Here is a 25,579-nt window from a genome sequence, read left to right as displayed (position 1 = left end):
ACTTGAAAAGGCCCCGCACAGGGGCCTTTTTTATGCCTTCGCCACCGAGAGCCGGGACAATCCACCGATCCAGTCGAGATACCGGGCATAGGCGAAGTGCAACCCGATGCCGGCAAGCACGAACAGCGAGCCCCAGAGCGGATCCCGGCCGGTGACGAACAGGAGCACCTGGCCGACCATCGCAAGAATAGTCCCGAAGATAAACACTGGCAGCGAATGCCGGCCGATCTGGACAAGCGGGTGGTCAATGCGCAGGCGCGTCAGGCGGCTGAACACCGGAAAGACCGCCAGCAGATAACCGAGCGCCAGAACGTGCAGCAGCCGCGTCAAGGACAGGAATGTCTTGTCAAAACCAGTCAGGACAGTTGGCAGGCCATAGGAGAAATCCAGGTTCCACCAGGACAAGAGCACCCAGAACAACGACAGCGTCACATAGCCCGCCGCTATCGCCACCAGCAGCGGATGGCGCTGTACCGGTTTGCCGGCCCGCGCCCGCATCATGCAGATCATCCCGATGACGAACAGGAACTGCCAGGACCAGGGATTGAGGAACCAGTAGCCTTCATCGAGAAAATTGATGGGCACGATGGTGACGATACCTGCCGCAAGCCACAGGGCTGCCGATGCCATGAACAACAGGAAAGGGCTTCGCCCGTAGAGCCAGAGCATCGCGGGCAACAATAGGAAGACGACAGCGTACATCGACAGGATGTTGTTGTAGCCCAACTGGTGTCCGAGCAGCACCATGGCGACAATTCCTTGTTCGGTATGATCGACAAGCGGCTTGATGTTGATCTCGCCAATCAGGTCCTGACGGCCAAAATAGAGCGCCCCGCCGGCAAAGATCGCCAGCGTGATGATACTGGTCATGATATGTGCGATGTAGAGCGTGAACGCGCGGCGCCAGATCTTCAAACTGAGCGCAAGACGGTTGCCGATCGTGAATTTCCGCCCATAAGCCAGCCCGGCGGACAGCCCGGAGATCAGCACGAAGGCTTCAGCCGAATCCGAAAATCCGAAGTTTTTTGTGGTCAGGTATTCGAGATATTGCCCCGGCACATGATTGACGAAGATCGTCAGCAGACAAAGTGCCCGAAAGACGTCGAGACGCGTGTCGCGCTGTGAAGGAACAGTGTGGGCTTGCGCCATCTGCCTGTCATCGGCAGGCGGCTCGAATTGCAGCTTTTGAAGCATTCAGAATGGTCTCGTCCGAGTTCAGTGCCCCCTGCCCCCATTGACGCGATATTGATGCAGGCGATCAAAACGAAACCGGCCTTGCGCCTTCTGGTGCAAAGCCGGTTTCAATCCAGATCTAGCGCCGGCGGTTACAACAAAACGCCTTCATGCGCGTTTTTTGTGACAGTATTATTGACACTAACGATCGGCTCGCCGTTTTCCGTATTTTTCGTCACGGAAATAACATGCGCCTTGCCGTCGATGGTCAGCGTTGCCGAGAAGCCATTCCAGTCCTTCGGCAGAACCGGCTGGACAATCAGCTTATCTCCCTGCCGGCGGATGCCGAGAATACCTTCGACTGCGGCACGGTAGAGCCAGGCAGCAGAGCCCGTGTACCAGGTCCAGCCGCCGCGTCCCGTCAACGTACCGTCGCCATAGATGTCGGCGGCGACCACATAAGGTTCAACCCGGTAGTGATCGGCGCTTTCGCGGTCCTTGGCGTGATTGACCGGGTTCAGCATCTTGAAGGCGCGCCAGGCGTCTTCGGTGCGGTTCTGCGCCGCCAGCGCCAGAACCACCCAGGTCGCAGCATGGGTGTATTGTCCGCCGTTTTCGCGGACACCCGGCGGATAGGCTTTGATATAGCCTGGGTCCTGCGCGGTTCCGGAAAGTGGCGGGGTGAACAGCCGGATGATCTGGTGATCGCCGTCGGCCAGTTCAGCCAGTACCGCATCCATCGCCTCGGCCGAGCGGGCCGCATCGCCCTCCCCGGAGAGCACGCTCCAGGACTGGGCAATCGAATCGATCCGGCATTCGCTGCTTTCGGCAGACCCCAGCGGAGTGCCGTCGTCATAGTAGCCGCGGCGATAGTGGCTGCCATCCCAACCGGCCGTTTCCAGGGCCTTCTTGAGGCTTTCAAGATGGGCTTCCCAGGCGGAAACCCGCTTGGTATCGCCCCGCTCGCGAGCAATGACGAGGAACGACCGCAGCGTTGCCGCGAGGAACCAGCCAAGCCAGACGCTGGTGCCGCGCCCTTCGATGCCGACGCGGTTCATGCCGTCATTCCAGTCGCCGCCGAGAATCAGCGGCAGGCCGTTCTCTCCCTTGCGGGCAATGGCGAGATCAAGCGCGATGGCGCAATGCTCGTAAAGGCTGGCACGCCGCTCCGACACGGTCGGCTGATAGAAGCTGTCGTGCTGGCCCGGCTCCAGAGCAGCGCCTTCGATGAAGGCAATCTGCTCGTCGAGAATGTCCTTGGTTCCCGTGACCGAGCAATAATGCTGCACGGCGTGGCCAAGCCAGACGACATCGTCGGAGATCAGCGTGCGCACGCCAGCGCCGGTATTGGGCAACCACCAGTGTAGCACGTCGCCCTCGACAAACTGCCGTGCGGCAGCGTTGAGAATCTGCGCCCGAGCGAGCTCCGGCCGGTGCACGATGAAGGCGAGCGTATCCTGCAGCTGGTCACGGAAGCCGAAGGCGCCGCTGGCTTGATAAAAGGCCGAGCGTGCGAGAATACGGCAACCGAGGCTCTGGTAGGGAAGCCAGGCATTGACCATGTTGTTGAACGCCTTGTCGGGCGTTTCGATCTGCAAGACGCCGGTGAAATCCTGCCAATAGCTGTTGGAGGCTTCGAGAACCGCTTCGAACGTGCTCTTGCGGGCTTCCGCCAGATGCTCGAGCGCCTGCCCTGCATTGTCGGAATCGCCGATGTAGAACGTCAGTTCGCGGCTGGCACCTGCCTCCAGCGTCACATCCAAAACGACTGCCGCGCAAGGATCGCCGTCTGCTTCGACCGCCCCCGACAGCAAGCCACCATCACGCACAGCCTTCGGGGCATAGATGCTACCCCCTTGGCCAAGGAACTCGCGGCGGCTGGAGGTGAATCCGGACGGCATGTCGCTCGCCGCCAGGAACGCCGTGCGGCCGGAATAGTCGATGCTGTAGGGATTGGTCGCCAGAACAGCGCCACTCGCCTCATCGAGATGCGACAGGATGAACGGCGCCGTCTTTGTCCGGTTGTTGCCGAGCACCCATTCGGCATAACCGTAAACCTTGAGGCTACGGGTTTCACCGGTGGTGTTGTTCAACAGCAGCCGCAGATACTTGACCGGAGCGGTGCGATGTACCGCCTGACCGACCTCAATCTTCAGTCCGTCCTGGACACTCTTGAACACGGAGTAGCCAAGCCCGTGCCGTGTCTCGAACTGGACCGACTTGCGGCGGGAAAGCGCAGCATACGGCGAAAGGACGGCACCGCTATTCATGTCGCGGATGAAGATTGCTTCGCCGGGACGGTTGATCACCGGATCATTGGTCCAGGGCGTCAGCTGATAGTCGCGGGAGTTGCGGCCCCAGGTGAAGGCAGCGCCTTCGGCAGCAACGTGGAAACCGAAAGCCTCGTTGGAAATCACGTTGATCCATGGCTGCGGCGTTGCTTCGCCACCGCGCAAGCGGGTGACGTATTCGCGGCCATCTGGGGAAAAGCCGCCATAACCATTCCAGAAGTCCAACCCGTCGCCGTTGATCTCGACGTTCTCGGCGCCGCTATCATCCGGGATGATTGCCAGCAACGGCCCCGCAGGAATGTCTTCCTTGGGCGACGGTTTTGCCAAGAGATTTTCTGCCCGCGAAATCTGGTCGGAAATCTTGCCATTGCGCGCGTGAAACACGGCACGGGACGCCGACAGAAGCGCTGTCCACGTCTCCGGTTCCATGATATCGCGGCGAACGGCGAAAATGTGCTGACGCGGTCCATCTGCCAGACCGCGCAGACGCAGGTTTTCAGCCATCGCATCCAGCGTGTGCTGCATGTCCTGCGCATAGGACGAGGCGCGCTCGTTGATGATCACCAGATCGGCGGTGACGCCGCGCGAGCGCAGATATTCCTGCGCCCTCAGGGCTTCCCGCGCGATGCCGAGATCGATGTCGTCGTTGATGCGAACGGCAAAGATCGGGAAATCGCCGGAGATGGACAATGGCCAGAGTGCAGATTGAGGCGCAAGGCCTGCCTGCACAGTGGCGGTATCGGCGCGCAGTTGCATGTCGGGATAAACAAGATAGCGGCCAAGCATCTGGAAGCTTGCGGCTTCCTGCGAGGTCACGCCGACATGGCGCATCTGCACCTGCGAACGGGTCCAGGCGTGGATAAGCTCATGATTGAAGCTGTCCGGATGACGATAGCGATCGATGGCCTTGTCGATATCCTGACGGTTTGGCGCAGCGATGGTCCAGAAGATCACACTGACCTTCTTGCCCGCCGGCACGCGCACGACGCGGCGCAGCGAGACGATCGGATCAAGCGTATAACCGTCCGAACCGGAGAGCTTGGCATCGGTATCGAAGGCCTGCGCTTCGGCAAGCGTACGGCCTGTTCCGATGAAGCGGCGGCGATCCGTCTCTGCCTCGGTATGGCGGGTGCTGGCGGCATTATCGACGATCAGGTGCGCCACCTGCATGTCCGGTTCGCCGGGACTGCGCTTGTTGCGCGTGACGCGGATGACGTCACCCTTTGGATCGACTTCCGTCTTCAGGAACATCTTGGCAAACAGCGGATGGGCGCTGTCGGTATCATCCGTGGTCAGAACCGGTTCTGCATAGGAGGTGACTTCGATGAAGCGGTCCTCGGTACCGGTGTTGAGCAGGATCACCCGGCGGCCTTCGGCATCGTGCTCGGTGGCGACGATGCACTCGACTTCGCTGGTGAGATCGCCGACCTTCTTGATGAACTCTGCCTTGTCGTCGCCGAAGCGGGTCGTCGTCGTTTCACCTTCCGCACGGCGCGGTTCGGCTGTTGCCGACCACCAGTCGCCGGTCGTCGTATCGCGCAGGAAGATGAATGTACCGGAGCGATCTTCAGTCGGATCGGCCTTCCAGCGCGCGACGGTCTGGCCGTTCCAGCGGGAATAACCCGAACCGGTCGCCGTCAGCATCACCGCATAGTGGCCGTTCGACAGGAAGACCGTCTCGCGGTCCTTGGCCAGCGGATTGGTGATGACGCGGACTTCGGGGCGCAGCAGGTCTTCCTGGCCCTTGCCGAGCGATTCCGGCTCTTTCTTGGTGTTGATGATCGGAATATCGCGCGGCGCCTTTTCCTGCAGCAGCAGTTCGGCGGCTTCGATGACCGGGTCGGCGTGGAACCACTCACGCAAGCGTCCGTTGAAGACGACGTTGGCGACGGCTGCAATCGACATGCCATGATGGTGGGCATAGTAGTTGCGCACGACGGCGCAGGTCTTGCCCTCCGGCACGCGGGTCGGCGTGAAGTCGACAGCATCGTGGAAACCATAGACGCCGAGCGCTCCGAGCGCGCGCAGGCGCTCCAGGTTGGCAATGGCCGCCTTGGGATCGTACATGCTGGCGAGGATCGAAGCGTAGGGAGCGATGACGGCGTTCTGGCCGAGACCGCGCTTCAGGCCCAGCGTCGGTACACCGAAATTGGTATACTGATAGGTCAGTTCGTGGTCGCGGGCATTGAAGGCCGCTTCCGAAATGCCCCATGGCGTGCCAAGACGGCGGCCGTGGTTCATCTGTTCCTGAACGATCAGGTTGTTGGTCTGGTTGAGAATGCCACCCTGGCGCTCCTGCATGACCAGCGGCGGCATCAGATATTCGAACATCGAGCCGGACCAGGAAATCAGCGCGCCGCGCGCGCCGATCGGCACGATCGGACGACCGAGCTTGTACCAGTGCTCCGTCGGCAAATCACCCTTGGCAATGGCAAACAGGCTGGTCAAACGCGCTTCCGACGCAAGAAGGTCGTAGCAGGCTTCGTCGAGGTCATTGGAATTAACGCGGTAGCCGATCGACAGCAGGCGCCGTTCCGGACGGAACAGGAAGCTGAAATCCATCGAGAAGGCGATATCGCGAGCCCGGTCGCGGATGACGATCAGGCGCTGGCGCAGCGCTTCGATGGCACCGAGATCAAAGACACCGTCGGCGATATGGGCTTCGCAAGTGTTGACGAGCATGGTCGCCCATTTCGTCACTTCACCGCTCTGAGCGCTCTTCACCTCGTGATCGAGATTAACCGTGAGCTTGTGAATATCACGCGCGAGGACCGCGAGGTTGATCACCCGGATGGAGGCGAATTCGTGCTCGCGCTTGACGGCGGCGAGCGCGTTCTGGAAGCCGGTGATCCGCTCTTCCATCAAGCGGCGCAGTGGCCGCACGGTCTTGCGGTCATCCGGCAGATCGGCCAGCACTTCCGACAGGATTGAGGCAACGTCGCCGATACCGTCGAGATTGCCCTGAACGTGCGCGGACGGCGCTTCCGCCCAATCACGGCACATCGAGGATACGGCGATCAGATGGCCGGCGAGATTGCCGCTATCGACGGCGGAGACATATTTCGGCTCCATCGTTTCCAGTGTGTCGGTCTTGTACCAATTGTAGAGATGACCGCGATATTTCGGCATGCGATCAAGGGTGGAAACCGTTTCTTCCAGCCGGCGGATAGTTTCCTCGAAACCGATCCAGCCGAAATCGCGGGCAGACATGACGGAGAGAAGATAGACGCCGATATTCGTCGGCGACGTGCGCTCGGCGAGGATCGGATGCGGGATTTCCTGGAAATTGTCCGGCGGCAGAAAATGCTGCTCGGCGGTGACGAACTGCTCGAAATAGAGCCAGGTGCGGCGCGCGATCTTGCGCAACTCGTCGACGACCTCGTCCGGCACAACCAACTGGTCTTCCGTTTCGGCCGATTGGCTGACAAACCAGGCAACGGCCGGGGACAGAGCCCAGAGCAGCGCAAATGGAATGCCGATGAAGGGAAGGCCGGTATCGGAAATCGCTGCCAGCAGGAGCGAAATGACCGACAGGACCGGGGCGATCCACATCGACCGGTAATAATCAAGGATGCTGCCGCCAGCCGAGCTTTGCACCTGCGCAGCCGTGCGCCATTCCAGCATCAGCTTGCCACTGACGAAGGTTCTGTAGAGCGACCGCACGATCGCATCCATCATCATCGCGGCAGAATGGGCGAGGAAGACGATGCGCAGGGCGACCTGCGCATTGGCGGCCTGTATTTCGGAGAGAACGGCATGCAGATGGGCGCGCGCGACGATATCGTTGCGGCGCGGCATGATGCCTGAGATCAGCGACAGGGTGGGCGCGACGAAGAGACTGAAGATCAGCACGAACTGCCAGACCAGCGCCTGTGTCGGCTCCATGTAGTACCAGCCCATGACCGAGGCGATCAGCCAGGCACAGGGGATCAGCGAACGGCGCAGGTTATCGTACATCTTCCAGCGGCCGAGCATGCTGACGCCGTTGGACAGGTTGAACATATACGGCAGCAGCTGCCAGTCGCCGCGTGCCCAGCGATGCTGGCGCGACATCTCGACCTCGTAGCGGATCGGGAAATCCTCGACCAGCTCGACATCGCTGACCAGCGCGCAATGGGCCAGCGAGCCTTCGAGCAAATCGTGACTGAGAACCGCGTTTTCCTCGATCTTGCCTTTCAGGGCCGCCTCGAAGGCATCGACGTGATAGAGACCCTTACCGGTAAACGTCCCTTCGCCCGCAATGTCCTGATAAACATCGGACACGGTGAAGACATAGGGGTCGATACCGCGGTTGACCGAGAAGATGCGCTGGAATGCCGACGCATCGCTGCCGGTGGTCAAGGACGGGGTAACACGCGGCTGCAGGATGCCGTAACCAGCCGTGACCTTCTGCGTGACCGGGTCGACGACCGGGCGGTTGATCGGGTGATAGAGCTTGCCGACGAGCTTGGTTACCGCATCACGCATCAGGCGCGTGTCGGAATCGAGCGTCATGACATATTGTACATTTTCCGGCACGGTGTTGGCACCGGCAAGGAAGCTGGTGTCGCTATCGCCGCGCAGGAGCAGGTTCAACTCGTGCAGCTTGCCGCGTTTGCGTTCCCAGCCCATCCAGGCGCCTTCGGCTTCGTTGTAGAGGCGGCGGCGGTGCAGCAGGTAGAAACGGGTGCGGCCATCATGCGCATAGCGGGCGCTCAGCGTTTCGATCTCGGCCTTTGCGTATTCAAGCACATCGAGATCGGCAGCCGTTTCTTCTTCAGCACTATCGACCCAATCGCTGACCAGCGCGAAATAGATTTCGCCCTTTGGATTGGCGAGATAGTGAACCTCGAGATTGCGCACCAGTTCATCGACATGATCGCGCTTGGAAATCAGACAGGGGACGACGACGAGCGTTCGCGCATCCTCCGGAATCCCGTCAAGGAATTCGTATCCGACCAGTCTTGATGGAGTAACGCACAGCGTCACCAGCGTGTTGAAGAGGCCGGCTGCACCTTCCGAAGCGGGCAGGGCAAACAGCAGCAGCATGATCAACTTGGCACCCGTCGGAATTTCCATCGGGCTGACGAAAATGTAGACGGCAATCATCGCAAGGATGGTCAGGAGAATGTTTGGACCGGCAATCGCAAACCAGTCCAGCTTCCGGCCAAGCCGGATGATGGTCTGAAGGACGGACGGACGGTAGCCGATCTTTTCTTCCAGCAGACGGCGCTGCTTGCCGACGAGAAAGCCGCCGACATTTGGCTCATGCGGCATCTCGATGGTGCTGGCGTCGGCCTTGACCATGGCAAGCGCGATCTGCGTAACTTCAAGTTCGGAACTGCCGGAGCGGCGGGCTAGCCGTTCGATGGTGTTGCGGTACTTGTTGCGCGATCCGAAATCGAGGGCGGAATAATCCGAGCCTTCACGCAATGCGTCATCGAGCTTACTGACGCTTTCGAACCAGACGGCCCAGTCGTTATCGTCGATTTCACGCAGGCTGCGGATGATGTTGCTCATCGTCGCATTGCCCGACGACAGCCGGTTTTGCTCGGCGACCAGAGCTTCCTCGACGTCACTACCGCGTTTTTCCAGCTGTCTTTCCAGCCAGGTAATAACAAATCCCGATGTCTGCGATCCGTCCCGCAGGCGGTAGAGCAGCTGCGCGACAAATGTGTTGTCGGCACAGAGCGGCTCGGCCTCGGCCAGCACGGACTCGAATTTTTCCGGCGTGCCGAGACGGACAATCTGGTCGGCAACGTCGTTTGCCTTGTTGCGCATGTTGCGCGACCGGTCGACCCGGATGGCGATACGCCGCAGATTTTCGATCAGCACGAACCGGACGATGGACGGCAGAGCCCACAATTCGCCGATCTTGAAGGTCTCGTGTTCCTGGAAGCCGGAAACCATCGCCGTCAGGCTTTCGCGCGACACCGTGCTGTGGGTATGGGCCACATAGAGCCAGGCGAGCGCCATGGTGCGCGGGATTGTTGTGCCGGCAACCGGCAAGGTCGGCAGCTGGCGATAGAACTTGCGCGGAAAATCGCGCCGCACTTCCTGGATCGATTCTTCGACGAGATAATGGTTGTCGAGCAGCCATTCGGCGGCAGGCGTGATCGAAGCACCGGCCTCGACATCGGTCGCCGTCACCTTGTAGACGCGGAAAATCTCGTTTTCGTTTTCGCGGTGGCGCGGACGGAACTCGAAGGGAAAGAACCCCGGAAGAGACGAAACACCGTCACGGGCGAGTGCTGCACCGCATTCACGAAGCTCATCGATGGTGAAATAGGTCGAGCGGATCGAATCGTTATAGTCGATCGGCTTGATCTCGGCTTCGCGTTGCGGCGTGGACGGCGTGTTATGAAGAGGCATGGGTACGGGTTCTGGATCCAGGCGGTGTTGAAGGGTCCGGTGGTCGTGCCGGATGGGCTGCTGCCCTGATTTTTGGCTCTGCGCTTCCACGATCCTAGCTGTCCGCTTGCGCTCTGCCGAAAGCCGTCAGGTCTCGCGCAAGCGGGAAACCAAAAAGTTTGGCATTGCCCGGACGGGCTTGGGAAGGTGTGAAAACGACAGTCACTTCGCTATCAAGGCTGCGTGATGCAAGAAATTGGCATTTTTTAGCCGTAGTGCCAATATGTTGCAAGAAGCGCGGCCGGCGTTCAGGGTGATTTCGCGCCTGCCACGCAAAAGAAAGCGCGGCATACACTTTTTTCGTCTCAACCAAGTCCGGGAAATCGTTTTCAACTGTATATTTGAGGCTGTTCATCCAGACCGGAACGCGCCTGGACGGGAAATGTTCCATCCATCCGGCCGCGTTACAATAGAGCGCCTTCCCCGGCGCCCGGCGGTCACCCCACCTGCTTGACGATCCAGGCGCGAAATGCCTGGCTGACCGGATTTTCCAGCTTGCCCTCCGGCACCACCAGATAATAGCTGTTTTCCGTGTGCATCGGCCGGTCGAAGACGACACGCAGCCGATCGGCCGCAAGTTCCTGCTCGATGAGGTAGCGCGGTACCAGCGCAAAGCCGAGACCGACGATTGCGGCCTCGATGACCATCGAAAACTGGTCGAAGCGGTTGCCGCGATAGGCCGACTTCATCTCGCCGCCATTGCTTTCAAACCACTGCGCCCACATCTTCGGCCGCGTGGCGAGATGCAAGAGCGGCTTGTGTTCCAGCTCGCCGGGTTCCTTCATCGGATTGAGAGCCAGAAGTGCAGGACTAGCGACTGGTACGATGATCTCGCTGCAGAGATAGCTGCAGGTGGCATGCGCCCAGACCGGTTGGCCATAGTGTATGGCGAGATCGAAATTCTGCTCTTCGAAATCGAACGGTTGCGACCGCGAGGCGATGTTGATCACCGTGCCGGGATGCTGATTGAGAAAATCCGGAAGCCGCGGCGTCAGCCAGCGGCTGCCGAAGGTCGGCAGCGATGCGACGGAGAGCGTCGATTCCGAGCGAGCCGACGCCATGGCCCGAACCATCAACTCCTCTGACTGGGTCAGCAGCCGGCGAACCTCTGGCAGGAATTTCTGACCGGCATCGGACAGAATGACCCGCTGGCGGATGCGCTCGAACAGGAGCACCCCGATCTGGCTTTCAAGATCCTTGATCTGGCGGCTGACGGCGCTCTGGGTCAGGTTCAACTCGGCGGCTGCCTGCGTGAAGCTGCCGTGACGCGCGGCACACTCGAATGCCTGCAGCGTGGTAACATCAGGGACCAGTCTTCTGCTCAACTTCATTCCAGCCTCGCATGATCATAGTCATAACCGTCGCAATCAATGCCCATTCGCCACATATATGATACGAAATGAGAATGATCACCGTTATCCCTTCCATACTGCGAGGCGCGTTGCCGTGAAAGAGAATAGTTTCGTATCCACCGACCATATCCGCTCAGCCTTTTCCGCGGCGATGTCGGCCATGTACCGCACCGAGGTGCCGGCCTATGGCACATTGATGGAATTGGTAGGCAGGGTGAATGCAGAAACGCTCGCCGCCGATCCGGATCTGCAGGCCCGCCTTGAGGATACGGACTCGCTGGAGCGCATCTCCGAGGAGCGCCACGGTGCGATCCGGCTCGGCACGCCCGCCGAACTGTCGATGATGCGCCGCGTCTTTGCCGTCATGGGCATGATGCCGGTCGGTTACTACGATTTGTCGACCGCCGGCGTTCCGGTTCATTCGACGGCTTTCCGCCCGGTCGGCGATGCGGCCCTGAAGAAAAACCCGTTCCGCGTCTTCACCTCGCTGCTCCGCCTCGACCTGATCACCGACGAAGCGCTGCGCAATGAGGCCGAACAGATCCTGTCAAAGCGTCAGATATTCACCGACGGCGCCATCGCGCTGACGGAAAAGGCGGAAAAGCAGGGTGGCCTCGACAAGACCGACGCCGAACGTTTCGTTGCCGAAGCGCTGGAAACCTTCCGCTGGCACGATAGGGCCAATGTCAGCCCGGACATGTATCATCGCCTGCACGATGCCCACCGGCTGATTGCCGACGTGGTCTCGTTCAAGGGCCCACATATCAACCATCTGACGCCGCGCACGCTGGATATCGACGCTGTTCAGGCGCGCATGCCCGACTACAAGATAGCGCCCAAAGCAACGATCGAGGGTCCGCCAACCCGCAAATGCGCCATCCTGTTGCGCCAGACGTCGTTCAAGGCGCTGGAAGAACCGGTGTCGTTCCAGGCTGCGGACGGCAGCTGGCATGAAGGTTCGCACACCGCCCGTTTCGGTGAGATCGAACAGCGCGGTATTGCGCTGACTCCTAAGGGTCGGACGCTGTATGACGACCTGCTCAATGCGTCCCGCAAGATCGTCCGCCCGGCTGCTGACGGCTCGAATGCTGCGGACTATGAAAAGGCTCTGTCAGAGGCCTTCCTTCCGTTCCCCGATACATGGGCCGGCATCCGTGCTGAAGGTCTCGGTTACTTTGCCTATTCGCTGACGGCCAAGGGCCGCAAGGCAAAGGCCGATACATCCGCAAGCCTCGACAGCCTGATCGCCGATGGCCTCGTTCAGTTCGATCCGATCGTCTACGAAGACTTCCTGCCCGTCAGCGCCGCCGGTATCTTCCAGTCCAATCTCGGCGACGAGGCTGCCCAGGAATTCGTGGCAAGCCCCAACCAGCAGCGTTTCGAACTGGATCTCGGTGCGAAAGTCCTGAACGAGTTCGATCACTATGCCGGTATCGAGCAGGCTTCGATTGTCGATGTCAGACAGATGCTTTCGTCTGCGCAGGCAGCGGAGTAAAGCTGAAGCATGATCGACCAGAACCACGTCGCAGCACTGACCGCACTCCTCGGTGACAAGGGCATTGTCACCGGAGGCAGTGATGTGGCGGCTTACCAGACCGGCGCGCGCTACGACCAGGGCCACGCCGCACTCGTGCTGCGTCCGCAAACCGCCGAAGAGGTTTCGGCGGCCGTTTCCTATTGCGTCAGGAACGGCATCGTTCTCATTCCGCAATCCGGCAATACTGGCCTTGTCTCCGGCTCGACGCCGGATGAGACAGGCACTCAGGCTGTGCTCAGCCTCGACCGGATGACCCAGCGCTTCGATCTTGATCTCGACAACCGTTCACTGCGTGCCGATGCCGGGTTCCGGCTTTCCGACGTCAACCAGAGGCTCGAAAAACACGGGCTGTTCTTCCCGATCGATCTCGGCGCCGATCCGCGGCTGGGCGGCATGCTGGCCACCAATACCGGTGGCTCGCGCTTCCTGAAATATGGCGACGTGCGCCGTAACACCTTGGGCATCAAGGTGGTCCTGGCCGACGAAGAGGGCACCGTCCTTGATCTGACGTCGGAGTTGCGCAAGAACAATACCGGCGTCGACTGGAAGCAGGTTTTCATCGGCACATCCGGCGCTTTCGGTATCATCACCGAATGCGTCGTCAATCTTGAACCGCTGCCGAAGCAAGTGGCGACAGCCTATCTGGTTCCAACCAGCGGCGCCCATGTCATGCCGCTGCTGCGCGCCATGGAAGACCGGCTCGGCTCGTATCTCTCGGCTTTCGAGGGCATTTCGAAAAACTCCGTCACGGCGGCGCTGGATCACGTGCCATCGCTGAAGAACCCCTTTCAGGGCGGCAATGTGCCTGACTATGTCATCCTCGCCGAAATTTCCCGCACCTGGGAACCACGCGAAGGCGAGCAGTCGCTTGATGCGGTGCTCGAAGCGGTGCTGGCAGAAATCTGGGAAACGGAGGAAGCGCCGCTTGCCGATGCCTTTGTTGGTCCAGCTCATGAAATGTGGTCCTTGCGCCACGCCCTGTCGGAGGGCGTCAAGCATTCCGGAAAATTGATCGCCTTCGATCTTTCCTTCCGCAGAGGTGATATCATGGCGTTCTGCGACCGCATGAAGGCCGATATGCCGCAAGCCTTTCCGGAGGTGACGATCTGCGATTTCGGCCATATCGGTGATGGCGGTGTGCATTTCAATCTCGTGGTGCCGAAGGACAGCGCCTCGGCATCGGACGCAGATTTCGAGCGGCGGCTGCGCGATTGGGTGCTTGCCATCGCCGTCACGGATTTCAACGGCAGCTTCAGTGCCGAACATGCCATCGGACGCAAAAACCAAGCCTATTACGACCTTTATACGCAACAGAAAATCAAGGACATGGCCCAGGGCCTCAAGGCCATCACCTCGCCGGGAGATCTCGGTGCGGTGTGCTTCGGATAGTCCTTCGACCAAGAAAACGGGAGTTTGCTCATGAACATTGCAACGAAATCGGTAAATGTCGTTCAGGAAACGGCCGCCCTTCTGGAGAAGCTCGGCGTCTCCAAAGAACTCTACACAGGCGGGGACATGGCCTCCTTCTCGCCGGTCACCGGCGAGAAGATCGCCAACCTGAAGACGGTTTCGGCTGCTGAAGCCGCTGCCAAGATCGAAAAGGCCGACGCGGCATTTCGCGCCTGGCGGCTGGTACCGGCGCCGAAGCGGGGTGAACTGATCCGCCTGCTCGGCGAAGAACTGCGCGCCCATAAGGCTGATCTCGGCCGTCTGGTCTCGATCGAAGCCGGCAAGATCACCTCGGAAGGCCTTGGCGAAGTCCAGGAAATGATCGACATCTGCGATTTCGCCGTCGGTCTCTCCCGCCAGCTCTACGGTCTGACCATCGCCACCGAACGTCCCGGCCACCGCATGATGGAAACCTGGCATCCGCTCGGCGTCATCGGCGTTATCTCCGCCTTCAACTTCCCGGTTGCCGTCTGGGCCTGGAACGCCGCACTTGCCATCGTCTGCGGCAATGCCGTCGTCTGGAAGCCGTCGGAAAAGACCCCGCTTACCGCACTTGCATCGCAGGCTATCCTTGATCGCGCCATTGCCCGCTTCGGCGATGCGCCGGAAGGCCTGACGCAGGTTCTGATCGGCGACCGCGCCATCGGGGAAGTGCTGGTAGATCATCCGAAGGTACCGCTGGTTTCGGCCACCGGTTCCACCCGCATGGGCCGTGATGTCGGTCCGCGTCTGGCCAAGCGCTTTGCCCGCGCCATTCTCGAACTCGGCGGCAACAATGGCGGCATCGTCTGCCCGTCGGCCGATCTCGACATGGCTCTGCGCGCCATCGCGTTTGGTGCGATGGGCACGGCCGGTCAGCGCTGCACGACGCTACGCCGCCTGTTCGTCCACGAGAGCGTCTACGACCAGCTCGTTCCGCGCCTGAAGAAGGCCTATTCGAGCGTGTCGGTCGGCAATCCGCTGGAATCCTCGGCCCTCGTCGGCCCGCTGGTCGACAAGCCGGCTTTCGACAACATGCAGAAGGCGCTGTCCGAAGCCAAGGCTCATGGCGGCTCGGTCACGGGCGGCGAACGCGTCGATCTCGGCCATGCCAACAGCTACTATGTAAAGCCGGCTCTGGTCGAAATGCCGAAACAGGACGGTCCGGTCACCGAAGAAACCTTCGCACCGATCCTCTACGTCATGAAGTATAACGACTTCGATGCCGCGGTTGCCGATCACAATGCGGTTGGCGCCGGTCTCTCCTCGTCGATCTTCACGCTCGACCTGCAGGAAGCCGAGCGCTTCCTGTCGCCTGACGGTTCCGACTGCGGCATCGCCAACGTCAACATCGGTACATCCGGTGCTGAAATCGGCGGCGCATTCGGCGGCGAAAAGGAAACCGGCGGCGGCCGCGAATCCGGCTCGGACGCATGGCGCGCCTACATGCGCCGCGCCACCAACACGATCAACTATTCGAAGGCCCTGCCGCTGGCACAGGGCGTCTCCTTTGACATCGAATAAGGATCGGTCATGACCATCAACGCCAAGGTTGAGGAGGCGGGCTTTGCGCCCGCCTCGCGGATTTCCACGATCGGTGTGTCGCAGATCCTGAAGATTGGTGCACGGGCGCAGGCCATGAAGCGCGACGGCAAGCCGGTGATCATTCTGGGCGCCGGCGAACCGGACTTCGATACGCCAGATCACGTCAAGCGGGCGGCTTGCGACGCCATCCAGGGCGGCAAGACCAAATACACCGCGCTCGACGGCACGCCTGAGCTGAAGCAGGCGATCCGTGATAAATTCTCCCGGGAGAATGGAGTCTCTTACGCACTTGATGAAATCACGGTAGCCACCGGCGCGAAGCAGATCCTCTTCAATGCCATGATGGCGACGCTGAACCCCGGCGACGAAGTGATCATCCCGACGCCCTATTGGACGTCCTATTCCGATATCGTCGAAATCGCCGAGGGCAAGCCTGTGCTGATCGCCTGCGACGCGGAAGCCGGTTTCCGGCTGAAGGCGGAACAGCTTGAAGCGGCGATCACGCCGAAGACGCGCTGGGTAATGCTGAATTCGCCATCCAACCCATCGGGCGCCGCCTATAGCGCGGAAGATTACCGCCCGCTGCTTGACGTGCTGTTGAAGCATCCGCATGTCTGGCTTCTGGTCGACGATATGTACGAGCATATCGTCTATGACGGCTTCAAGTTTGTCACCCCTGCAGCAATCGAACCGGCGCTGAAGAACCGGACGCTGACCGTCAATGGTGTCTCCAAGGCCTATGCCATGACCGGCTGGCGCATCGGTTATGCCGGTGGCCCAAGCGACCTGATCAAGGCGATGGCCGTGGTGCAGAGCCAGGCGACCTCCTGCCCGTCCTCAATCAGCCAGGCCGCTTCGGTTGCCGCGCTGAACGGACCGCAGGATTTTCTGAAAGAGCGAACCGAAAGCTTCCAGCGCCGCCGCGATCTGGTCGTTACGGCGCTCAACGCCATCGAGGGCCTTGATTGCCGCACGCCCGAGGGCGCGTTTTACACCTTCTCGGGATGCGCCGGCATGCTCGGCAAGACCACTCCCGGCGGGAAGCCTATCGAGACGGACGCAGACTTCTGCGCCTACCTGCTCGATGACGCTCATGTCGCCGTGGTGCCCGGCTCGGCCTTCGGCCTGTCGCCGTTCTTCCGTATCTCCTACGCGACTTCGGAGGCGGAACTGCGCGAAGCGCTGGAGCGGATTACCAAGGCCTGCATAGCCTTGCGTTAAAACCGTCTTGCCTGCATCTACAGTTACAAGGACGAACAACCCTGCCGTTTCCGACGGCAGGGTTTTCTCTGTCGAAAGAATTTTGCGCCGTTGGAAATTGCTGCTATCCGGTAATTGCAACCATCAAAACTCACAGTGCCGTCACCGGACACAGACAGGGGCAGCCGGAGCATGTTCTCCAGTTTACGGCAATCGACGGATATCATTGAAAACCTCCGGAAGAATTCGTTCGAACCTGCGCATGCCGACTATTACAGGGGCAAGCCTGGCCGACCGCTCAATCTCATCCTCAAGGCGCGCCATGACTTTCTCTCGGTCTGGCGCAAGGGCGATTATGCGGATTGCGTGACCGCGTCGAAAATCTTCGGACGTCAGGTCGTCGTGGTCAATTCTCCGGACGCGATCCGCTATGTCGTCGCCAAACGGCACGAGAATTTCGAGCGCAAGACGCCGCAAATGCGGCGCGCGCTGGAATTCCTTTTGGGTGATGGGCTGTTCATCTCTGATGGCGAGACCTGGAAGCAGCGGCGCCCGCTGGTCGCCGATATCGTCCACAAGAACCGCGTGCCGGCTTTCGGCAAGATCATGCAGAACACCACAAGCGAACTGGTGCACCGCTGGGAATCGCTTCCCGACGGCGCCCCGGTCAATGCGCTGTTCGAAATGGCCGGACTGACCGCGGAAATCATCTCCCGGGCCGTGTTTGGCAATGATCTCGGCGAAGATGGTGCCAAGGCCGTCAGCGAAGGTTTCGAGAGCTATCAGTCGCTGATCGATTCCGTCAATATCGGCTACTTCCTCGGCTTCGACGAAGGGCTGCCGGTACTGCGGACACCCAAACTGCGCCGGTCCGTTTCACGCATTCACGGGATCATCGACAAAGTGGTCGAGGATCATCTGGCCGGGCGCGGCGACGACAATTCGATGGTGGAGCTGCTGGTACGGCGGCAGAAACGCAATCCGGAACTGAAACTCGACGTGGTGGCATTGCGAAACGAGGCGGCCACCATCTTCATGGCGGGTCACGAGACAACAGCGGCGACGTTGACCTGGGCCTGGTACCTGCTGTCGCGGGCACAATGGGTCGAAAAATCACTGCACGAGGAAATCGCCCGCGTTTGCGGCAACCGTGTGCCGACGCTTGACGACATTCCGCAACTCGATTGGTGCCGGGCGATTATTGAGGAGACCCTGCGGCTGTACCCGCCGGTGCCGATACTTGCGCGCCAGGCGAAAGAGGCCGACCGGATCGGCGATATCGACGTCAAGCCGGCATCACTCATTCTGATCGTTCCCTGGCTGCTACACCGGACGGAAGCCTTCTTCAAGGACGCTCATCTCTTCAAGCCCGAGCGCTTCATGAATGGCAGCAAGGCCATACCCTACAGCTACATCCCCTTCGCCAGCGGCCCGCGCGTCTGCCCCGGCCTGCAATTCGGTCTTCAGGAAGCGATCCTTTGCCTGGCTATCCTTGCGCAGCGCTTCAGGGTGCGCGTGGCCGAGAACGTGAAGGTCGAGCCCCAATGCCGCCTGACCTTGCGGCCGCGCGGCGGCCTGCCGGTGACACTGCACCGGCGCGAAAGGGTTTAGCTTCAGATGGAAAGACCAGATAACGACGCCAAAAGCGCCGCGGCGAAAAGGTCCGCCTGGATTTATCGCGCTCCTGCCGCCCCACCGCTGATGGATCTGTTCAAAGATGGCGACCGGCGCAAGGCGGCGTTTCGTTATCACGTGACCGGCAATCTCAAGAATCTTCTCGACCTGGCCGTACACTTCGGATTGAAAGCAGTTCCGGCAAGCATCTGCTCGGCGGCCGGTGCCCGGCTTGGAACTTTTGTCATCCCCCGTTGGCACCCATCATCCGTCAAGAAAGCGCAGAAGAACCTGCTGCGCCTTCTCCCGCACGCCACGGAAGAAGAGCGCGAACGGATTCTCAAGCGGAACTGGCAAAACCAGGGCCGCATCATGACGGAGTTTTCGATCATCGCGCGCCTTGCGCGCCGGACAACCTGGCACGATCTGCATCATTTTACCGACGCCTCTGCAAAGGGGCCAGTGATCTTAATCTGCATGCATCTTGGAAACTGGGAGATATTCGCACCCAAACTGGTTGAGCTCGGTTTTTCCCCCTCTGCCAACTACACACCGCCCGCCGGCAGGGCACGCGCATGGATCGCCCGGCGCGTACGGTTGAAACTCGGGTACGGATTGCTGCCGCCCGGCAAGGATGGCATACGCCCGGCGCTGAACATCTTGAAAGACGGTGGCGCGATCTCGGTCTTCTGTGACGAGGGCTTCGCGGGAAAAATCCGCGGCCCATTCTTCGGTCGCCCACCCCATCTCGAAGGCAATCTTGCTGTTGTCGCAAGGCTCGCCCGTCTGACCGGGGCGACGATCTGCCCATGTTATGCAATCCGGCGCGACGGCTCTTCGTTTGACGCTTTTGCGCTGGAATCGATCAACCTGCCGCCGGAAAACAGACCCGGCGAGCGTCTGATGGACGACGTTTTACTCATCAATTCGGTCATTGAGCCGGTCGTCCGTGCCCATCTAGACCAATGGTATTTCCTCGACAATGCCCTCTGACATCAATTGGCGGAACCATGTAACTGGGTGACAAGCATTGCAAATCGCGAACCTGCAACCTCAAGCGGGCCACTATTGTCGATCGTCGTCACATCCGGTTCGTCGAGAATATCCGGCACCTGCCGCTTCAGCCGGTTGAGAATATCCTGCTCGCTTTCGCGGCCACGTGCCACAAGCCGGCTTGCCAGCACCTGCGGCGAGGCGGTGATGTTGACAATGGCTACCCTTGGAAAGGCCTGCCGGAACTGGCCGAGCACTGCCCGGCTGCCATTGGCGATCAAGATCCTGCCTGCCCGCACCTTTTCAAGCGCGTCCTTGGGAACTCCGTATTTCAACCCATGCGCCTGCCAAGCCACCGCGAAATCACCTGCCGCAAGCCGGCTATCGAAAACATCTCCCGAAATGCTCTCGTGATCCTCGCCACCAGCGTCCGACGGCCGGGTGATCACCCGGCGGACAAAATCGATATCGTTGCGATCGGCAAAGTGCTGCGCCACGAAGCCGATGACGCTGTCCTTGCCGGCGCCGCTGGGGCCGACCACAACGACGATCGCGCCCATCTGTCCTTGCCCGTGCATCAGGCGACCCGCTTGCCTTCGCGCCAAACCGACCGAACAACCGGGATGCCGTCATGGCGCTGGACCCGCACAATATCCGCACGCAAGCCCGTGGCGATACGGCCGCGATCGTTGAGACCGACGGTGCGGGCGGGAGTCGCGGTAACCATGGCCAGAGCCTGCGGCAGGCTGACAGTTTCCAACTCATCCGCCAGAACGAACGGCGCATGGATCAGGCTGAACGGCACATAGTCTGACGACAGCACGTCGAGAACGCCGCGTGCGGCAAGATCCTTGGCGGCAATGTTGCCGGAATGTGATTTGCCGCGAACGATATTCGGAGCCCCCATCAAGACGCTGAGGCCCGCCGCATGCGAAGCTTCGGCCGCTTCGAAGCTAGTTGGGAATTCCGCAAGGCGAATGCCGAAGCCAACGGATTCCTCGACATGCGCCAAGGTGGCGTCATCATGGCTGGCAATGGTGATGCCGCGTTCGGCGCAGGCCTTGGCAATCTCGGTGCGATGCGGTCCGGCATACTTGGCCGACAAGGCCTGCTGGCGGGCGCAGAACGCCGCGAAAGCCTCGTCGGAAAGGCCCCGCTTGGTCTTATAGTAGAGCGTGTACTGCTCCATCGTCTGGAACTGGCGTTGACCCGGGGCATGATCCATCAGCGAGACGAGGCCGACCTGCGGATCGTTCTCGAATTCCACGAAGTGTGCCATCACGTTGTCTGTCGAAACTTCGCAGCGCAGATGAATGCGATGGTCGGCACGCAGGCGATTTTCCTTTGCTGCCTGCGCCAGCGCGTTTGCCATGTCGCGCATCTCGCCCTGCTCGAAGCCGCCATCCTCATCGGAGCCCATGCGCAGGCAATCGAAGACGGTAGTGATGCCGGATGTGACGACCTGCGCATCATGCGCCTGGATCGCCGCCATCTTCAGCCAGCGAACGCCGGGGCGCGGCGAATAATGGGCCTCCAGATGATCTGTATGAAGTTCGACCAGGCCGGGAATGAGATAATCGCCTTCGAAATCCTCACCGGTACGGCTGGCACCTTCCGAGATGTCGGCGATCTTGCCGTCACGGATCAGGACCGAGCCGTTGAGAATCTGGTCCTCAAGGACGATGCGGGCGTTGGAGAGAACGGTTTCAACGGTCATGTCATGCCATCTTTCGTTTGGACGTGCCGCCGAGCGGCAAAAGCGAGTGAACTGTGAAGGGCGCGCCGCGTTCGGGTTCGGTGAACAGTGCCAGCGTCGTCACCGCAAGCGGCTTGCCGATAAAGGGTGCGAAGGCTTCTTCCAGCAGCGCCCGCATCGCTCCCTGCCGTTCAACCGGCACCGCGCCCGTCAGCGTCATATGAAAACGGAAGCTCTCGAAGACGTAGGGATATCCCCATTCCAGCAGATTGCTGCGCATCACCGAGCCGAGTGTTTCGGGCTTGCGACGGGCGATATCAGCGTCAGACAACGGCGCGCGGAAAGGAGAAAAATACCGCACGGTCTCGTCGGCCAGAGCCTGCAGTTCTGGACAATCGGCCGCCGGCACAAGGGCGAAGAACGGGCCCAGCTGGCCGAGCATCATTTCCGGAATGTCGAACGGCGGGCATTTTTCAGAAAACGCCTGAAAATCCTCCAGAAGCTGCGCTTCGGTTTTGCCCGGCGCCAGCAGGAAGGGTGCCTTCAGCGTTCCGTGAAAGCCGTAGCGGCGCGGGTCGGCCGTCAGGGCGGTCAATTCCGCGGCACTGAAATCACCTGCGGGCTTGAGCTCATGAATTTCACTCGTAAACGGGTTCGCTCCCAGCCACCGTTCTGCGGCAGCCGTCAACGGGGCGTTTTCATCGGGCGAGATATAGAATGCGTAGCGCACTGGTCATTCCCTGCAGAGATGCCGCTGGAGCGTTGGAACAGCCGAATTGACGCTGTCGCTACGCGCTCTTCGTGACATTATCGTGATCGTGGCAGTGATCCGCCACCCATAGTTCAATGTGTTTTCTGGCCTATCAGACGCGAGCGCAGAAAATTGGAGGCGCTGTCGAAGATGAAGACGACGATGAGGATCAGAATAACCATATAGCAGACGTTTTCCCAATCCGAATTCGTCCGCATCGCCTCCCACAGTTTCAGGCCGATACCGCCAGCACCCACAGCGCCGATGATGGTCGCCGAGCGCGTATTGGATTCCCAGAAATACAAGGCCTGGCTGGCAAAGACCGGCAGAACCTGCGGCAAGACCCCGAACCGCTGCACGGCAAGCGGTGCAGCACCGACCGATTTCACGCCCTCGCGTTGCTTGTCGTCAATGTTTTCCAGCGCTTCGGCATAGAGCTTTCCGAGCGTACCGGTGTCGGTGAAGAAGATCGCCGACATGCCGGCGAGTGGTCCGGGGCCGAAGGCGCGGGTGAAAAATAGCGCCCAGATCAGCATGTCCACCGATCGCAGGAAGTCGAAGAACCGCTTTATAATCTGGTTGAGCAAACCATTGCGGGTGATGTTTCGCGCGGCGAGGAAGCACAACGGGAACGCGATGATCGAGGCAAACAGTGTGCCGACAAAGGCCATGACGATGGTCTGCAGCAGCTTGGTCCAGACGTCGAGATGCTGCCATTCGGAATTGTAGAGGATGTTGTTCCAGGCGAGCGAGAGGTTGGAACGGCTTGGATCCAGACGCTCGCCGCTGGTGATCAGGCTCATCACTTCGCCAAAGGACTTGTTGAAGAACGGCGAGTTGGTATCGAAAATGAAGTTTGCCCAGCCGGGAAAGCGGTTGTGGATGCTGATCTTTTCCTTGTCGACATCAGCCCAGCCGGTCATCCCGAAGGCAAGCGTGATCTTTTCACCCGGACGCTTCTGCGTCGCCCATTCCGGAAGGGCGCCTTCCGGCGTTACACCCGCGGAATGCTCAAGATCGATCAACAGGGTCTCGCCGCCATGCGTGGCCGTGACCTTGCCGTCGATTACATCGATGCTGGTGGTGCTGTTGAAATTGACAGTGGCGCGGCTGACGACTTCTTCGGTCCGGGTTTCCGCCCGGGCGCCTGCCTGGGTGCTGCCTCCGACGGCTGCATTCGGTGCCATGAAGCTGAAGCTGGAACTCTTTTTCGGAGCGGCCTGTTGTGCTGCGGCGGGGACATCGATGGTACGCTCAACCATCTTCGTCTCGATCTTCACCCATTCGGGCTTTGCGTCGGGACCGAGCGGCGAGTAACGCGGATAGACGACCTGCATCGTGCCATCGGCCGCGATCTTGATGTCAGGCCGGACCTCATAGGAAACCCAGTCGGCCAGATAAGTGCCGGCAATGCCCCAGTTGGCGTTGGCCAGAACCTGGCCGATCGAGAAAAACCACCAGCTGTAGACCATGTAGAGGCCAATACCGGCGAAAACCAGGATCGAGCGGATGCGCTTGTTGGCCGAACCTTTGACAAGATGCGGGTGACGGGCAGCAATCGCGTCCATCTGCGCGGTGTTCATCATCGTGTTTACGGTCATGGGGCCGCCTCCTATTGCGCCAACTGGAAGGCCTGATCACCAACGAGGCGGCGGCGCAGCCATGCGGAAAACTGATCGACGGCAATGATCGTCGTGAACAGAAGAATGATGATCGCCAAGGTCTTGGCTTCATGACCCTGGCTGATCGACAGCCGCAACGGCTCGCCGATACCACCGCCGCCGACAGCACCAATAATAGTGGAAGCGCGCACGTTGATTTCGAGACGCAGCAGGAAATAGCTCATGAAGTTCGGCAAAACCTGCGGCACGATGCCGAACCAGACGCGCTCGAACCAGTTGCCACCGGCAGCGCGCAGGCCTTCATCCGGCTTCATGTCGGCATTTTCGACCACTTCAAAGAACAACTTGCCGAGCGCACCGACCGTATGGATCGAAACGGCGATCATTGCCGGGATCGGCCCGAGGGACAGGATCGCGAGGAAGAAACCGGCAATCACCACTTCCGGAAAGGCGCGCAGGATTTCCATGATGCGCCGGGCCAAGCCGCGAACCCAGGGATTGGGCATCAGGTTGCGGGCGGCAAAGAAACAGAGGATGAAGCCGAAGAACATGCCGAAGATGGTCGAGAAGATCGCGATATTCAGCGTTTCCAGCATTTTGTAGAAATATTCGGGCACATAGATGCTGTCCGTCAGATACATCCGGCCTTCGGGATAATTGTATTTCAGGCTGCCATCGTCGTAAGGCGAAGGCAGATCGAACATCGCCCGGCCGATTTCGGCGCCATCGCGCGGCACGAGGTCGCCGACGAAATCGAAGAAATAGGGCAGGCGGTCGAAAAACTTGCCGGCATTGGTCGCATTGGCAAACCAGAGCGACCCGGACAGCGCCACGGCGAGCAGCGCAAGGCCAAGGAATGTGTAGGTGCGGCGGCGGAGATTGAGCTCCTGCCAGTGGCGTTCGACCACGGCGCCATTGTCGCTCAGGGTCGTGGAAAGCGCTGACGTGGCCATGAAGTCTCCGGCAAACACGAGGCCTCGAAGGACGTCATGCCCCGAGACTGCTTAAACAAGGAGCGCTGGCCGGGATAGCCGGCCAGCGCTTTTAATGCGGGCGATATCAGCCGCCGATGGTCGACTTGCGAGCGTCGATGATCGGCTTGTAGAAGTCCGAATTGACTTCGACGAAGCCCTTGAAGTCGCCGCCCATGACGCCGGCAAAGCAGGCTGCATCGGTCTTCGGCAGATCGAGCATGAACTGCTTGAACTTTGCCTTCATGTCATTGTTCATCGAAGTGCGAACGACGATCGGGCCGTTCGGGATCAGCGGCGAGCGCCACAGTTCGACTAGGTCGTTCATGTCGACAACGCCCTTTTCGACCATCTTGTGCAGGTTGCCGGAGGTGTAGCCGTCCTTGAACTCGCCAATGCCCGAACCGAAGGTCGTGCCAGCATCGAAGGTGCCCTTGAGCACTTCGAGAACGAGGTTTTCATGGCCGCCGCCGAAACCGGTCTCAGCGAAGAATTCCTTGACCGGCATGCCGATCGTTTCCGGCAGGGTCACGCTCGGGATCAGGTAGCCCGATGTGGAGTCCGGATCGGCAAAGCCGAGCTTCTTGCCCTTGAGATCGGCAACGCTGGTGTAACCCTTGTCCTTGCGGGCAACCATGATCGAGTAGTAGCCGGTCGAACCGTCGGACTGTTCGGTCGTCAGGATCGGCTCGACGGCGTCAGCCTTGGCGAGGAAGATCTTGGCATAGCCGGAAGCACCGAGTTCTGCATAATCGAGCGTGCCGCCGAGCAGGCCCTGGATAACGCCGTCATAGTCGGCAGCCGGGAAGAACGAGACCTTCTCGACATTCAGCGCCGTCTTCAGGTGATCGCCGAGGCACTGGTAATTGCGCAGGCGGTCGGCTTCGTTTTCACCGCCGATGATGCCGACGCGGAATTCCTTGAGGTCTTCGGCCTGAACGTGGCCGACGAGGGCAAAGAGCGCAACGGCGCTCAAAAGTGCTTTCTTCAACATAAGGGTCTTCTCCTGTTATCCC

The 25,579-nt window shown here is 60.2% G+C and carries 16 protein-coding genes; 6 read left to right on the top strand and 10 right to left on the bottom strand.

Annotated features, from left to right (window positions below):
- Positions 1-30 precede the first annotated feature (30 nt).
- The 4 genes from ACSQ3J_RS13075 to ACSQ3J_RS13060 all read right to left on the bottom strand — a co-directional run bounded on the left by ACSQ3J_RS13075 (position 31) and on the right by ACSQ3J_RS13060 (position 11,185).
- A complete protein-coding gene (locus ACSQ3J_RS13075) occupies positions 31-1,194 on the bottom strand; it encodes an OpgC family protein (protein ID WP_436039285.1) in 1,164 nt (387 codons plus the stop codon).
- 131 nt (positions 1,195-1,325) lie between these two features.
- Positions 1,326-9,815, bottom strand: a complete 8,490-nt coding sequence (locus ACSQ3J_RS13070; protein ID WP_244489872.1) for a GH36-type glycosyl hydrolase domain-containing protein — start codon at positions 9,813-9,815, stop codon at positions 1,326-1,328.
- A gap of 94 nt (positions 9,816-9,909) precedes the next feature.
- On the bottom strand, positions 9,910-10,245 hold the full coding sequence (locus ACSQ3J_RS13065; RefSeq protein ID WP_060502627.1) for a hypothetical protein: 336 nt from the start codon (positions 10,243-10,245) through the stop codon (positions 9,910-9,912).
- A 46-nt stretch (positions 10,246-10,291) separates the two neighbouring features.
- Positions 10,292-11,185: a LysR family transcriptional regulator gene (locus tag ACSQ3J_RS13060; protein ID WP_060502626.1), complete on the bottom strand. Its 894-nt coding sequence runs from the start codon at positions 11,183-11,185 to the stop codon at positions 10,292-10,294.
- A 115-nt stretch (positions 11,186-11,300) separates the two neighbouring features.
- Between ACSQ3J_RS13060 and hglS the strand changes: the two genes are divergently transcribed.
- The 6 genes from hglS (at position 11,301) to ACSQ3J_RS13030 (ending at position 19,523) form a co-directional block, all read left to right on the top strand.
- A complete protein-coding gene (hglS, locus tag ACSQ3J_RS13055) occupies positions 11,301-12,701 on the top strand; it encodes a 2-oxoadipate dioxygenase/decarboxylase HglS (RefSeq protein ID WP_082511988.1) in 1,401 nt (466 codons plus the stop codon).
- A gap of 9 nt (positions 12,702-12,710) precedes the next feature.
- Positions 12,711-14,132 (top strand): FAD-binding oxidoreductase, encoded by a 1,422-nt coding sequence (locus tag ACSQ3J_RS13050; protein WP_060502625.1) that lies wholly within the window; start codon positions 12,711-12,713, stop codon positions 14,130-14,132.
- 30 nt (positions 14,133-14,162) lie between these two features.
- Entirely contained in the window at positions 14,163-15,695 is a 1,533-nt protein-coding gene (gene amaB / locus ACSQ3J_RS13045; protein ID WP_060502624.1) for an L-piperidine-6-carboxylate dehydrogenase, read from the top strand.
- A gap of 9 nt (positions 15,696-15,704) precedes the next feature.
- Positions 15,705-16,937 (top strand): pyridoxal phosphate-dependent aminotransferase, encoded by a 1,233-nt coding sequence (locus ACSQ3J_RS13040; RefSeq protein WP_060502623.1) that lies wholly within the window; start codon positions 15,705-15,707, stop codon positions 16,935-16,937.
- A 171-nt stretch (positions 16,938-17,108) separates the two neighbouring features.
- Positions 17,109-18,527 (top strand): cytochrome P450, encoded by a 1,419-nt coding sequence (locus ACSQ3J_RS13035; protein ID WP_060502622.1) that lies wholly within the window; start codon positions 17,109-17,111, stop codon positions 18,525-18,527.
- Between the two features lie 6 nt (positions 18,528-18,533).
- On the top strand, positions 18,534-19,523 hold the full coding sequence (locus ACSQ3J_RS13030; RefSeq protein ID WP_060502621.1) for a lysophospholipid acyltransferase family protein: 990 nt from the start codon (positions 18,534-18,536) through the stop codon (positions 19,521-19,523).
- Between the two features lie 2 nt (positions 19,524-19,525).
- Here ACSQ3J_RS13030 and phnN read toward each other — a convergent pair whose 3' ends face one another.
- From phnN to phnD, 6 genes are all read right to left on the bottom strand, one after another.
- Positions 19,526-20,083, bottom strand: a complete 558-nt coding sequence (gene phnN, locus ACSQ3J_RS13025) for a phosphonate metabolism protein/1,5-bisphosphokinase (PRPP-forming) PhnN (RefSeq protein WP_244489873.1) — start codon at positions 20,081-20,083, stop codon at positions 19,526-19,528.
- Between the two features lie 17 nt (positions 20,084-20,100).
- A complete protein-coding gene (locus tag ACSQ3J_RS13020) occupies positions 20,101-21,240 on the bottom strand; it encodes an alpha-D-ribose 1-methylphosphonate 5-triphosphate diphosphatase (RefSeq protein ID WP_060502619.1) in 1,140 nt (379 codons plus the stop codon).
- A gap of 1 nt (position 21,241) precedes the next feature.
- A complete protein-coding gene (locus ACSQ3J_RS13015) occupies positions 21,242-21,949 on the bottom strand; it encodes a DUF1045 domain-containing protein (RefSeq protein WP_060502618.1) in 708 nt (235 codons plus the stop codon).
- A 113-nt stretch (positions 21,950-22,062) separates the two neighbouring features.
- A complete protein-coding gene (phnE, locus tag ACSQ3J_RS13010; RefSeq protein ID WP_060502617.1) occupies positions 22,063-23,571 on the bottom strand; it encodes a phosphonate ABC transporter, permease protein PhnE in 1,509 nt (502 codons plus the stop codon).
- Between the two features lie 11 nt (positions 23,572-23,582).
- On the bottom strand, positions 23,583-24,545 hold the full coding sequence (gene phnE / locus ACSQ3J_RS13005; protein WP_060502616.1) for a phosphonate ABC transporter, permease protein PhnE: 963 nt from the start codon (positions 24,543-24,545) through the stop codon (positions 23,583-23,585).
- Positions 24,546-24,651: 106 nt separating this feature from the next.
- On the bottom strand, positions 24,652-25,557 hold the full coding sequence (gene phnD / locus ACSQ3J_RS13000; protein ID WP_060512059.1) for a phosphonate ABC transporter substrate-binding protein: 906 nt from the start codon (positions 25,555-25,557) through the stop codon (positions 24,652-24,654).
- Positions 25,558-25,579 lie beyond the last annotated feature (22 nt).

This window comes from Rhizobium sp. LjRoot98 (genome assembly GCF_964252935.1).
Taxonomy (GTDB): domain Bacteria; phylum Pseudomonadota; class Alphaproteobacteria; order Rhizobiales; family Rhizobiaceae; genus Pararhizobium.
This window is presented reverse-complemented; position numbering and strand designations above follow the sequence as displayed.